Source organism: Streptomyces sp. NPDC058221, assembly GCF_042882365.1.
Classification (GTDB): Bacteria; Actinomycetota; Actinomycetes; order Streptomycetales; family Streptomycetaceae; genus Streptomyces.
In genome coordinates, this window is record NZ_JBHVWF010000193.1 from 1 (window position 1) to 12,366 (window position 12,366).

The following is a 12,366-nucleotide window of genomic DNA, read 5'->3' on the forward strand; positions in this document are numbered from 1 at the left end:
CTAAGCCTTTCAGCGCCGATGGTACTGCAGGGGGGACCCTGTGGGAGAGTAGGACGCCGCCGAACAATTATTGTGGAAACCCCCGTGCCTTTGGCGCGGGGGTTTTCTGCGTTCCGGGCCGGAACGACGCATGAAATCGGATCGTGAAATCAGACGAGGGCAGCCATGCCAAGGCCGGTCTTCCTGCCGTGGCCCGTGCTCCTCATCGCGCTCCTCGTCTCATCCACCCGGGCGGGCCCCAGCCTCTACAGGCGACCTGCTGCTTTGAGCGCCAGGTAGGCGTCAGCCAGAGCCGGCGCGAGGGAATCGGGAGTCGCCTCGATGACAACGACGCCGTGTCGCTGGAGCTGATCCGCTGTCTGCTGGCGTCGAGCCTTGGCCTGGGCACCGGCAGCAGCCTCATAGATAGCGTCCACTGCGCCTCTCGCGTCGGCCATCTCGTCGACGTGCGGGTCACTGACGGCCGCAAGGAGCACGGTGTGCCGCTGCGTCAGCCGGGACAGGACGGGGAGCAGGCCTTCCTGGATGGGGGCAGCGTCGAGACTCGTCAGAAGCACGATCAAGGAACGGCGCGGAGTGCTTGCCAGAGCCGTTGCACTGAGACCGCGTGCATCCGTTTCCACAAGCTCCGGTTCGAGCGTGGCCATCGCATCGACCATCGCGGCCAGGACCTCCCCGGCTGCCCGGCGTTGCACACGGGCGCGTACCCGGCGGTCGTAAGCGAGCAGATCCACACGGTCGCCGGCCCGGGTCGCAAGAGCGGTCAGGAGCAGAGTCGCGTCCATCGCCGCATCGAGACGAGGGACGTCGCCCACCCGCCCCGCTGAGGTACGGCCCGTGTCGAGGACGACCAGGATGTGACGGTCGCGCTCGGGACGCCACGTGCGTACGGCGACGGCAGACTGTCGGGCGGTGGCCCGCCAGTCGATCGAGCGGGTGTCGTCGCCAGGGACATAGGCGCGGAGGCTGTCGAACTCGGTGCCCTCGCCGCGGGTCAGGACGCTGGTGCGACCGTCGAGCTCGCGCAATCTGGCGAGGCGGGACGGCAAGTGCTTGCGACTGGTGAACGGGGGCAGGACCCGGACCGTCCACGGCACTCGGTGGTTTCCCTGGCGGGCGGCGAGCCCCAGCGGGCCGTACGAGCGGATGGTGACCTGCTCGGCGCGGCGGTCTCCACGGCGGGTGGGGCGCAGGAAAGTGGTGATGCGGCGGCGTTCGCCGGGTGGGATCGACAGCTTGTGGCGAGACGCGGAATGTTCCGTGCCGGGGCGCCAACTACTGGGAGGCCAGGCGTCACGGAGATGCGCTCGCAGGAGGCGTCGGGAGGGATTGATTACGGTGAGTTGCACGTCTGCGCCGTCACCGAGTCGAACGCTTGTGTCGCCGGATCGGGTGAACTGGAGCGGGCGCACTGGCGCGGCCAGGGCATAGTCGCACAGAATTGCCAGGGACAGCGGGGCATTGACCGCGAGCATGCCCGTCCAGCTCGGGGCCAGGATGCCTACAGGGAGTGATCCCAAAGCTGCAAGCAACGCGGTGCGTCCGGTGAGAGCCACAATTCACCGCCTCATCGCGGTACGGGGACTTGGGCGAGCACTGCGGTGATGACCGAGTCGGGGGTGACGCCTTCCATCTCGGCCTCGGGCCGCAGCTGGATGCGATGGCGGAGCGTGGGGAGCGCCAGTGCCTTCACGTCGTCCGGGATGACGTAGTCGCGGCCCGTGAGCCAGGCCCAGGCCCGGGCGGTGGAGAGCAGAGCAGTGGCACCCCGGGGTGAGACTCCGAGGGAGAGCGAGGGGGAATCACGAGTGGCACGACAGATATCTACGACGTAGCCGGCGATTTCGGGGGAAACGCTGGTGTGGGCGACCGCGGTGCGCGCCGCTTCCAGGTCTGCGGGTCCGGCGACGGGGCGTATGCCCGCCGCCTTGAGATCGCGGGGGTTGAATCCGTCGGCGTGGCGCGTCAGGACGTTGATCTCGTCCTCGCGGGACGGGAGCGGAACGGTCAGCTTGAGCAGAAAGCGGTCCAACTGGGCTTCCGGCAGCGGATACGTGCCCTCGTACTCCACCGGGTTCTGGGTGGCTGCGACGAGGAAGGGGTCGGGGAGGAGCCGGGGGGTTCCGTCGACGGTGACCTGGCGCTCCTCCATTGCTTCCAGGAGGGAGGACTGCGTCTTGGGAGGAGTCCGGTTGATCTCGTCGGCGAGCAGCAGGTTGGTGAAGACCGGCCCCGGCTGAAAGGAGAACTCAGCGGTGCGGGCGTCGTAGACAAGGGACCCGGTGACGTCGCTGGGCATCAGGTCGGGCGTGAACTGGACGCGCTTGGTGTCGAGTTCGAGTGACGCAGCGAGAGCCCGGACCAAGAGGGTCTTGGCTACGCCCGGGACGCCTTCGAGTAGGACGTGACCTCGACAGAGCAGTGCGACGACGAGCCCGGTGACAGCCGGGTCCTGGCCGACCACGGCCTTGGCGATCTCGGAGCGCAGCGCTTCCAGTGCGGCGCGGGCCGTGCCGTCTCTCCCGGCGGTCTCGGCTGTCCCGGAGGGAACGGGGGGCGGGGCGGTCATGAAGTACGAACCTCCCTTTCGAGGGTGTCGAGTTGGTCTGCAAGAAGAACGAGGGAGGCGTCGTCGGGAGGAGCAGAGCCGAACATCAGTGAGTGGAGGTCGCTGTCGGTCGTACTGAGGTGTGCGGAGACAGCAGGCAGGAGTGAGGAGGGGGAGTGGGCGTCCCGCGGGGAGACGCCGACGAGGGGGGCGATGCGGGTGCGAGTGGCGTGGCGCAGTGAAGCGGCTGCCCGGTCGCGGGCGTTGGCCTTGCGGTGGAGTCGGGCGCGGCCCTCGGTGGACTCGGAGGCTCGAATGGCGACAGGCAGCCTTTCGGCGATCACGGGGCCGAGGCGCCGTGATCGCCAGGCGGCGGCGAGTACGGCGGCGAGGGTGAGCTGCAGAGTGCCCCACAGCCAGCCCGAGGGGATCAGATCGATGAAGCTGCTCTCCCCCGCGCTGCCGTCCCCCGTGCCGCCGTCATTGTTTCCGCCGCCGTTTGCGGCGGAGGGGTCGCTGAGCGAAGGGAGGTACCAGACCAGATGTGGGTGGGAACCGAGGAGTTGAAGGGCCAGCGAGGCGTTGCCCTGGTTGTCCAGACGGTCGTTGTAGAGGATGTCGGGGGATCCGAGAAGGACGGTGTCACCTGCTGCCGGACGCCGGAGGACCAGCAAGGAGGAAAGGCCGTCGGCCGGGTAGCAGTTGAGGGCGCCGGGGTTGTCCGAGGTGTAGCGGACGCCGCCCGTCTCGGCTGTGCCGGCCTGCCGGGCCACATCCAGGGAGCACCGGGGGGCGCGTGTGGTCACAGGGGCGGAGGATTCTGCTCGGACTCCTGGGGCCAGAGTGTCCACGGACGGCGGTCCGGCAGCGAGGAGTACGGTCCGGCCGGCGTCGGTGGTCGTGCCGTGGAGGGTGTTCTGCTGGTTCCGCGTCAGCAGGTCGGGCTTCGCGACGAGCAGTGTGGTGTCGGGGCCGGCCGCGGACGTGGCCGCTTCGAGGGTGGCCACGACACGGACGGAGATGCCGCGGTCCTTGAGGAGTTCGGCGACGGCCTGGCTGCCGTAGCGGTCGGCGGATCGGGGGTCGAGACGGCCGTGCCGGTCGCCGGAGTGGGTTGCTGCGAGGGCGACTCCGGCGGCGACGAGTACGAGGACGGCGAGCAGAATTCCGCGGGTGCGGTTCCAGACCTGACGGGGAGTGGGGGATGCAGAGGAGGACGGGGCGCTGGTCACGGTCATCCCGCAGCTCCACGGAGCGTGCTGGACAGCTGCGGTTTTGCGGCCTCGAGCTGGAGGTCGAGGGCGAGCAGGGTCAGGTACGCCTGCCGGTCGGCGGTGCGGCCACCGTATGTGACGTCGTCGAACTGCCGGGCTGCCGCCCGCAGTCGTGTGGCGTGTTCGGGGAGCGGGCGGCCGGCCTCCGCGGCGGCTTCATCGGCCGTGCGGCCGGGGCGGGGGTCCAGGAGGGCGCGTTCCTCGAGGGAGCGGACGATGGCGCGCATCCGTTCCTGGACCGCCTGGTTCCAGCGGTCGGCGGCGGCGTGGGCCTCGGCGGCTGTGCGGTGCTCCGCCGCACTGCGGGGGCCGCTCTCGAAGAGGGCGTCCGCAGGCCTGAGGCCGCGCTGCGGGGTGCCGAGCCGCCACCAGAGCGCGGCGATCAGAGCGAGGACGATCAGTACGAGTACGACCAGTCCGGCCGGTCCGCCGGGGGCGGCGCCCGAGGCGGACGAGAGGAGATCGCCGAACCATGTCCACAGGTGGTCGAGGGCGCGCTGGAGGAGGTTCGGGTCGTTCTCGTGGTACATCGGTTTGGACAGCTCGTGCTTCGCTGCCTCGCGGGCGGGCACCCGGGGGGTGTCCACGGGTATGTCGCCGCTCGCCCGGATCAGTAGCTGTGCCGCCGCTGTGCCTCCCGCCCCCGACACTGCGTCAGCTCCTGTTGTCGTAGCCCGGCAGACCCGCTGCCCTGGCGAGTTCGAGGTCGAGTGCCTCGCGGCGGATGCGCTGGTCCACGTAGAGCAGTGCCATGACACCCGCCGAGAGCGGGTAGGTGATCGTCGATACGACGACGTCGCCGATGCCGGAGACGATCAGGAACGGCCAGCCGAAACTGTTGGCGTCGTCGGTGAGGAACGCACCCATACCGCCGCCGTCCACCACCATCGCGATGATGCCGAACGGGATGCCGATCACCAGGGTCACGACGAGCGTCAGCAGCCAGGTGAGCGCCAGGATGCCGAAGGTCCGCCACCAGGCGCCGCGGACCAGCTTGGCGGAGCGTCGCATCGAGGCGGTGATCGACTGCCGTTCCAGCATCAGCGCCGGGGAGGCGAGGCAGAAACGGACCATCAGCCAGAGGAGCACCACGCACGCGGCGAGAAGTCCGAGGAAGGCGAGCCCGACACCGGCTGTGTCGCCGAGCAGGAAACCCGGGAGGAGTCCGGCGGTCATGATGGCCGCGGCGATGAGGGCCAGCAGCAGGGTCAGGCCCAGCAGCGGAAGCATCCGGGGCCGGGCCTCGGCCCACGCGTCGGAGAGTGTGACGGGGCGGCCGAGCACCGAGCGGCTGATCACCACGGTCAGCACCGCTGTGGTGAAGATGGTGGCGAGCATGGTGATGAGCAGAGGCGGGGCGCTGTTCGTCAGGCTGGACTGGAGCGAGTCGGCGGCCTGCCGCAGGGCTTCCGAGCCGGTGGCGTCCGCGTCCACGGACGGCGGCTCCGGCAGCAGGTATCGCTGCACGAGGATGTTCGCGGTCTGGGCGACCACGGAGACGGCGAGCGTGATGCCGAGCACGGTGCGCCAGTGGGCGCGCATGGTGGATACGGCGCCGTCGAGAATCTCGCCGATGCCCAGCGGGCGGAGCGGGATGACACCGGGCTTCGCAGCATCCGGCCGGCCGCCCCAGCCGGGCCCTTGGGGGCGGCGACCGCCCCAGCCGGGGGCGGGAGGCGGCGTACCGGGGCCGGGGGCGGAACTGCTCGGCGGGGACCACTGCCCTGCGGGCGGCTGCGTGGAAGACCAGTTTCCCGCAGGTCCGCTGCCGTCGACAGGCTCGGAAGGGCGGGGGACGCCCGCCTTCTGGTCGTCGGAGGGGGCAGATCCGGGCGAGGCCCAGCCCGGAGTGTCGTTCATTCTCGCTCCTTAACGGTCCTGTCCGCTCATCGGGGCGTCAGGTTGGCAGCCATCGTGCCACGCGCTGCACCTGTCCGGGCCTGGTGCTCTATCTCCTTGGTCTCTTCATATGTGGGCAGCTCACCGGGCAGACTGGGCGGATGGCTGATCAGGACGCGCAACCGCCGGTGGGCACCGCCCCCTCGGCGCTTCCCGTACTTCGCTGGGACGAGCCTCCGGAAGGTCCTGTGCTGGTGCTTCTCGACCAGACGCGGTTGCCTGCGGAGGAGGCCGAGCTGGTGTGCGCCGATGTGGCCGCGCTGGTGGAGGCGATCCGGACGCTGGCGGTGCGCGGTGCCCCACTGCTGGGTATCGCGGGCGCCTACGGAGTGGCTCTCGCTGCGGTGCGGGGGCAGGACGTGGCGGTGGCCGCAGGACTGCTGGAGGGGGCGCGGCCCACTGCGGTGAACCTCGGGTACGGAGTGCGGCGGGCTGCCGGGGCGTACCGGGGGGCGCTCGAGAAGGGAGCAGGTCCCGAGCTGGCGGCGGCGGAGGCGCTGGCCGAGGCCAGGGCGCTGCACCAGGAGGACGCCGTGGCCAGCGGGCGTATGGCGCGGTTCGGGCTCGCTCTCCTGGACGAGCTGCTTCCCGATGGCGGGCATCAGCTGCTGACCCACTGCAATACCGGGGCGCTCGTCTCGGGAGGGGAAGGCACCGCCTTCGCGGTGGCGCTCGGGGTGCACCGGGCAGGACGGCTGAGGCGGCTTTGGGTGGACGAGACCCGGCCGCTGCTCCAGGGGGCGAGGCTGACCGCGTACGAGGCGGCTCGCAACGGCATGGTGTACAGCGTGCTCACGGACAACGCCGCAGGATCGCTGTTCGCCGCGGGGGAGGTGGATGCCGTACTCATCGGGGCGGACCGCATCGCTGCGGACGGGTCGGTGGCCAACAAGGTCGGGAGTTATCCACTGGCGGTGCTCGCGAAGTATCACCACGTACCGTTCATCGTGGTGGCACCGACCACGACCGTGGATCTGGGCACCGCAGACGGGGCGGCGATCACAGTGGAGCAGAGACCCGGACGGGAAGTGACGGAGGTCACATTTTCGCAGGTCGGGCCGGACGGTCGGGAAGCGGGTGGCGTGATCGTGGCACCGCAGGGATCCCCGGCGTACAACCCCGCCTTCGACATCACACCGCCGGAGCTGGTCACGGCCATCGTCACGGAAGAGGGCGTAATCTCCCCGGTCACAGGGGTCGGACTGGCAGAGCTGTGTGCCAGATCATCGCAGATAACGATTAGCTAATGGGATGATGTCGATTATGAAGGGACGCGTCCTTGTCGTCGACGACGACACCGCACTGGCCGAGATGCTCGGGATTGTGCTGCGTGGTGAGGGGTTCGAGCCGTCGTTCGTAGCGGACGGCGACAAGGCACTTGCTGCATTTCGTGAGGCAAAGCCGGACCTGGTTCTGCTGGATCTCATGCTGCCCGGTAGGGACGGCATCGAGGTCTGCAGGCTGATCAGGGCCGAGTCAGGTGTGCCGATCGTCATGCTCACTGCCAAGAGCGACACGGTTGACGTGGTGGTGGGCCTGGAGTCCGGGGCCGACGACTACATCGTCAAGCCGTTCAAACCTAAGGAGTTGGTTGCCCGGATCAGGGCACGTTTGCGGAGGTCCGAAGAGCCGGCACCGGAGCAGCTCACCATCGGTGATCTGGTCATAGATGTGGCCGGGCACTCGGTGAAACGGGACGGGCAGTCCATTGCCCTGACCCCGCTCGAGTTCGACCTGCTGGTCGCGCTGGCCCGCAAGCCGTGGCAGGTCTTCACCCGTGAGGTACTGCTCGAGCAGGTGTGGGGGTACCGCCATGCCGCCGACACCCGGCTGGTGAATGTGCATGTCCAGCGTCTGCGCTCCAAGGTCGAGAAGGACCCGGAGCGGCCGGAGATCGTGGTGACCGTCCGAGGTGTCGGTTACAAGGCCGGACCGAGCTGACATGTCCCTGGGTAGCGCTGCTCCGAAGCCCGGGGAGCCGGGAGTCCGTACGGAGCGGGCTGCCGGTTCAGGGCACACGTCGTCACACGTCGGGCTCTTCCTGCAGGGCGGCCGGTTGTTCCAGAACCGGGCGCCCGGCGGGCCGGTGCCGCGACTGCTGATGCGCTGGGTGCGGCGTCCGCTGCTGCCCGCCGTGCGGCTGTGGCGGCGCAACCTCCAGCTGCGGGTCGTCGCCGGCACACTGCTGATGTCGCTCGGCGTGGTGCTGCTGCTCGGCCTGGTCGTGATCGGGCAGGTGCGCAACGGGCTGCTGGACGCGAAGGGCAAGGCCGCACAGACCCAGGCAGCCGGCGGATTCGCCGCTGCCCAGGAAAAGGCGAACGCACCGCTCACCCCCACGGGGCAGGGCGGTGACGCCACGGACGGCACGACCGCCAACAACTCCTGGCGGACCGAGCTCGTCGACCAGCTCGCCAGCGGCGGGAAGAACGCCTTCAACGTGGTGGCGCTCAGCGCCGACGAGGGCTCCCGCGCGCCCCGCGGCTCGGGCAGCGTCGAGGCCGCGAGCATTCCGCAGAAGCTGCGCGAGTCGGTGAACAGGGGCCCGGGGGCGTTCCAGACGTACGCCCGGATCAAGTACGCGAACGGGCAGGAGTCGCAGCCCGGTCTCGTCGTCGGCAAGCGGCTCTACGACATCGACCGCAATCCGTACCAGCTGTACTACGTCTTCCCGCTGACGCAGGAGGAGAAGTCTCTGACGCTCGTCAAGGGCACGCTGGCCACCGCGGGCCTGTTCGTGGTCGTGCTGCTCGGGGCCATCGCCTGGTTCGTGGTGCGCCAGGTCGTCACGCCTGTCCGCATGGCGGCGGGAATCGCCGAACGGCTCTCCGCCGGCCGGCTCCAGGAGCGGATGAAGGTCACCGGCGAGGACGACATCGCCCGTCTCGGTGAGGCCTTCAACAAGATGGCGCAGAACCTTCAGCTGAAGATCCAGCAGCTGGAGGAGCTTTCCCGGATGCAGCGGCGATTCGTCTCGGACGTCTCGCACGAGCTGCGGACACCGCTGACGACGGTACGGATGGCCGCCGATGTCATCCATGAGGCACGCGTCGACTTCGACCCCGTCACCGCGCGCTCCGCTGAGCTGCTCGGTGATCAGCTCGACCGGTTCGAGTCGTTGCTTTCCGATCTGCTGGAGATCAGCCGGTTCGACGCGGGAGCCGCGGCGCTGGAGGCCGAGCCGATAGACCTGCGGCAGGTTGTGCGGCGGGTGATCGGCGGTGCCGAGCCGCTGGCCGAGCGCAAGGGCACCCGGATCCGGGTGGTCGGCGACGAGCAGCCGGTGATCGCGGAGGCCGACGCGCGACGGGTCGAGAGAGTCCTGCGCAACCTGGTCGTCAACGCCGTCGAGCACGGCGAGGGCCGCGATGTCGTGGTGCGGATGGGGGTGGCCGGCGGAGCGGTCGCGGTCGCCGTCCGGGACTACGGCGTGGGGCTGAAGCCCGGCGAGGCGACTCGGGTGTTCAACCGTTTCTGGCGGGCCGACCCGGCCCGCGCACGGACCACCGGCGGTACCGGTCTGGGGCTGTCGATCGCCGTGGAGGACGCCCGGCTGCACGGCGGCTGGCTGCAGGCCTGGGGTGAGCCCGGTGGCGGCTCGCAGTTCCGGCTGACGCTGCCGCGCACGGCGGACGAGCCGTTGCGCGGTTCGCCGATACCGCTGGAGCCCGAGGACTCGCGGCGCAACCGGGAGGACCGGGAGCGTGCCGCGGCTGCTCCCGCACCGGCCACGGGCGGCGAGCACCGGCTGATGGCCGTGCCCTCCCAGGCCGCGGGTACGGACCGCTCCCCCCTGCCGGTACCGGCCCGCGCCCCCGTGGCTGCCCGCACCGCTCCGGTTTCGGTGCATCCGGCGGCGCTGCCCGGTAACGGCGCACGTGTGGTGCCGAGGCCCGCCGAGGAGCGGACGGGCGGCCACAACGACTCTCCGGGGCAGGATCCGGGGCGGGAGGACACGACTCGTGGGCACTGACCGTCTTCAGGGCGGCCGTGGACGTGCGGCGGGACTGACCGTGCTGCTGGGATGCGGTGCTCTGCTGCTGACCGCGTGCGGCTCGATGCCCGTCACCGGGGACGTCAAGGCCGTGGACGCCTCGCAGCCCGGTGACTCCCAGGTGCAGGTGTACGCGGTCGCCCCGCGTGACGGCGCCACCCCGAACGAGGTGGTCGACGGCTTCCTGGAGTCGATGACCAGCGACGACTCCGATTTCCGTACGACGCGCAAATACCTCACGCCGCAGGCGTCGAAGGAGTGGAAGCCGAGCGCGGTCACCACCGTGCTGGCCAAGGCGCCGAACCGGAGCGACCGGCCCGTCCACGAGAGCGACCGCAGCACCACCGAGGTCACGTACACCCTGACCGGCGAGCGGGTGGCAACGGTCGACGAACAGAACGCCTACCAGCCGCTGGCCCCGACGGACTACACCGGCAGCCTCCACCTGGTGCGGCAGAACGGGCCGGACGGCAAGGAGTGGCGCATCGACTCCGTGCCGGACGGCTTGGTGCTCGGGCAGTCGGACTTCAAGCGGCTCTACCGGTCCGTCAACAAGTTCTACTTCGCCACCGGGCTGTCCGAGGCGGAGTCCACGCTGGTCGCGGACCCCGTCTACATCCGTAACCGGACGGACCCCGCCACCGGAATGGACACCGTGACGCAGGCGGTCCGCAGCCTCCTCAGGGGCCCGACCGACTGGCTGCGGCCGGTGGTCACATCGCGCTTCCCGGCCGGTGCGGGGCTGCGGAAGGGCGTCACCTCGCTGACGCCCGACGACCGCAACGTACTGAAGGTCCCGCTCAACAAGAAGGCGGACGGGACCGGGCAGCGCACCTGTCGGATGATGGCCTCGCAGGTGCTCTTCACCCTCCGGGACCTGACATCGGCGCGGGTAGAGCAGGTGGAGCTGCAGCGTTCGGACGGATCGCCGCTGTGCGTCCTCGGAGCCGACCAGGCCGAGGAGTACGCCCCCGACGGTTCGTCCGGTGGGCCCGACAGCCAGTACTTCGTCGATGCCAAGGGGCATGTGCAGCGCATACCGGGGAGCACCAAGGGCAGTGGGGAGCCGGAGCCGGTGGCCGGCCCGTTCGGCTCGGGTTCGGTGCGGATGAGTTCGGTCGGGGTCGCGCGGGACGAGCAGCTGGCCGCGGCGCTCTCGCAGCACGGCGACGCCCTCTACGTGGCTTCCATCACCGAGGACGGCGAGTTGCCGGCCGCGGCGGTGACGAGCAGGGCGGGAAGTGCCAAGAACCGTCTTACGGCGCCCAGCTGGGACGGCAGGGGGGATCTGTGGGTCGCTGACCGGGATCCGGACAACCCCAGGCTGCTGCGGCTGGCCGGTGGTGCGGGCAAGCCGCAGGAGGTCACCGTGCCGGGTCTGGACGGCGGCCGGATCAAGGGACTGCGGCTCTCCTCGGACGGGGTGCGCATCGCCCTGCTGCTGACGAGCGACGGCCATACAACGCTGAAGATCGGCCGCATCGAGCGTCAGGGACCGCAGGACAAGCAGCGGATTTCCGTGGTGGACCTGCGGCAGGCCGCACCGCAGCTGGCGGATGTCACGACGATGTCGTGGTCGGGCGGCAGCCGTCTCGTGGTGGTCGGCAAGGAGCAGGGCGGTGTGCAGCAGGTCCGCTATGTGCAGGCGGACGGCTCGACGCCCTCCTCCGGTGTGCTGCCCGGGGTGAACCAGGTGCTGGCGATCGCCGCGGCGGACGACGAGCAGTTGCCGCTGATGGCGGACACACAGGGCGACGGAATAGTGAAGCTGCTTCCCGGCGACAACTGGCAGACGGTCCTCAAGGAGGGTTCGGCGCTGGTCTACCCCGGCTGACCGGCGCCCGTGCGCTCGCCTGGTGCCGGGCGTTGTCCACAGGGGTGGTCCGGCGGGCCGGCCGGGGGCACAGTGGAACCATGCGCGGGTGGTGGCGGGAGATCACCGGACTGGTCCTGCCGGTGGCCTGTGGGGGCTGCGGCAGGCCGCGGACCGAGCTGTGCGAGGAGTGCGGCGCGCAACTCCACGGCGGGGTGCCGCGCCGGGTGAGACCTGTTCCGGAGCCCGACGGTCTACCTGTCGTCCATGCCGCCGCCGGCTACGAGAACGCGGTACGGGCGGTCCTGCTGGCCCACAAGGAGCGGGGTGTACTCGGCCTCGCCGGAGCGCTCGGCAAGGCGCTGGCAGGTGCGGTGAGGGCCGGGGCGGGGCCACGGTCCGGTCCGGGACCCCTGCTGCTGGTGCCCGTGCCGTCGTCGCGGCGGATCGTGGCGGCGCGAGGCCATGATCCGACGCGCCGGATCGCTCTGGCGGCAGCGGCGGAACTGCGGCGCGCGGGCACGCCGGCACGGGTGGCGTCGGTGCTGCGGCAGCGGCGTCCGGTGGCCGACCAGTCGGGGCTCGGAGCCCGGGAGCGCCGGGCGAATCTGATGGGCGCCCTGGACGTGGTGGCGGGAGGCGGCCGGCTGCTCGCCACCGGCCGGGTGATGCTCGTCGACGACCTGCTCACGACGGGTGCCTCGCTTGCCGAGGCGGCACGGGCGATCGACGGGGCCGACGGGCCGGACAGACCCCGTCCCGGGGCGCGCCGGGCGGCCGTTGTCGCAGTATCTCCGTCCGCCTTGGAAATAAACCGGAACTGCAAGTGAAGTTGCAT

At 70.3% G+C, this 12,366-nt stretch carries 10 protein-coding genes; 5 read left to right on the forward strand and 5 right to left on the reverse strand.

Features of this window, described 5'->3' with window-relative positions; all coding sequences use genetic code 11:
- Positions 1-245: 245 nt before the first annotated feature.
- The 5 genes from ACFVW8_RS35400 to ACFVW8_RS35420 are packed head-to-tail and all read right to left on the reverse strand — an operon-like array spanning position 246 to position 5,682.
- A complete protein-coding gene (locus tag ACFVW8_RS35400; protein WP_389697457.1) occupies positions 246-1,556 on the reverse strand; it encodes a DUF58 domain-containing protein in 1,311 nt (436 codons plus the stop codon).
- 11 nt (positions 1,557-1,567) lie between these two features.
- Positions 1,568-2,569 carry an AAA family ATPase gene (locus tag ACFVW8_RS35405; RefSeq protein WP_389697458.1) on the reverse strand — a complete coding sequence of 334 codons (1,002 nt, stop codon included), beginning with the start codon at positions 2,567-2,569 and terminating at the stop codon, positions 1,568-1,570.
- Positions 2,566-3,786, reverse strand: a complete 1,221-nt coding sequence (locus ACFVW8_RS35410; protein ID WP_389697460.1) for a DUF4350 domain-containing protein — start codon at positions 3,784-3,786, stop codon at positions 2,566-2,568. Before ACFVW8_RS35410 ends, ACFVW8_RS35405 begins: the two co-directional genes overlap by 4 nt.
- Complete coding sequence (locus tag ACFVW8_RS35415; protein WP_389697462.1) at positions 3,783-4,472, reverse strand: DUF4129 domain-containing protein; 690 nt, start codon at positions 4,470-4,472, stop codon at positions 3,783-3,785. Before ACFVW8_RS35415 ends, ACFVW8_RS35410 begins: the two co-directional genes overlap by 4 nt.
- Before the next feature lie 4 nt (positions 4,473-4,476).
- Positions 4,477-5,682: a glycerophosphoryl diester phosphodiesterase membrane domain-containing protein gene (locus ACFVW8_RS35420; RefSeq protein WP_389697464.1), complete on the reverse strand. Its 1,206-nt coding sequence runs from the start codon at positions 5,680-5,682 to the stop codon at positions 4,477-4,479.
- 140 nt (positions 5,683-5,822) lie between these two features.
- Between ACFVW8_RS35420 and mtnA the strand changes: the two genes are divergently transcribed.
- From mtnA to ACFVW8_RS35445, 5 genes are all read left to right on the forward strand, one after another.
- Entirely contained in the window at positions 5,823-6,968 is a 1,146-nt protein-coding gene (mtnA, locus tag ACFVW8_RS35425) for an S-methyl-5-thioribose-1-phosphate isomerase (RefSeq protein WP_389697466.1), read from the forward strand.
- 4 nt (positions 6,969-6,972) lie between these two features.
- A complete protein-coding gene (mtrA, locus tag ACFVW8_RS35430) occupies positions 6,973-7,662 on the forward strand; it encodes a two-component system response regulator MtrA (RefSeq protein WP_187740742.1) in 690 nt (229 codons plus the stop codon).
- 1 nt (position 7,663) lies between these two features.
- The gene (gene mtrB, locus ACFVW8_RS35435) at positions 7,664-9,694 is read left to right on the forward strand and encodes an MtrAB system histidine kinase MtrB (protein WP_389697468.1); all 2,031 of its coding nucleotides are present in this window, start codon (positions 7,664-7,666) and stop codon (positions 9,692-9,694) included.
- 85 nt (positions 9,695-9,779) lie between these two features.
- The gene (locus ACFVW8_RS35440; RefSeq protein ID WP_389697472.1) at positions 9,780-11,549 is read left to right on the forward strand and encodes an LpqB family beta-propeller domain-containing protein; all 1,770 of its coding nucleotides are present in this window, start codon (positions 9,780-9,782) and stop codon (positions 11,547-11,549) included.
- Positions 11,550-11,629: 80 nt separating this feature from the next.
- On the forward strand, positions 11,630-12,358 hold the full coding sequence (locus ACFVW8_RS35445; protein ID WP_389697470.1) for a ComF family protein: 729 nt from the start codon (positions 11,630-11,632) through the stop codon (positions 12,356-12,358).
- Positions 12,359-12,366: the final 8 nt, after the last annotated feature.

Bases quoted from the DNA above. Each gene is read 5' to 3' on its own strand.
- mtrA (WP_187740742.1), top strand. From the start codon at position 6,973: ATGATGTCGATTATGAAGGGACGCGTCCTTGTCGTCGACGACGACACC.
- ACFVW8_RS35440 (WP_389697472.1), top strand. From the start codon at position 9,780: ATGCCCGTCACCGGGGACGTCAAGGCCGTGGACGCCTCGCAGCCCGGT.
- ACFVW8_RS35405 (WP_389697458.1), bottom strand. From the start codon at position 2,569: ATGACCGCCCCGCCCCCCGTTCCCTCCGGGACAGCCGAGACCGCCGGG.
- ACFVW8_RS35410 (WP_389697460.1), bottom strand. From the start codon at position 3,786: ATGACCGTGACCAGCGCCCCGTCCTCCTCTGCATCCCCCACTCCCCGT.
- mtnA (WP_389697466.1), top strand. From the start codon at position 5,823: ATGGCTGATCAGGACGCGCAACCGCCGGTGGGCACCGCCCCCTCGGCG.
- ACFVW8_RS35420 (WP_389697464.1), bottom strand. From the start codon at position 5,682: ATGAACGACACTCCGGGCTGGGCCTCGCCCGGATCTGCCCCCTCCGAC.
- mtrB (WP_389697468.1), top strand. From the start codon at position 7,664: ATGTCCCTGGGTAGCGCTGCTCCGAAGCCCGGGGAGCCGGGAGTCCGT.
- ACFVW8_RS35445 (WP_389697470.1), top strand. From the start codon at position 11,630: ATGCGCGGGTGGTGGCGGGAGATCACCGGACTGGTCCTGCCGGTGGCC.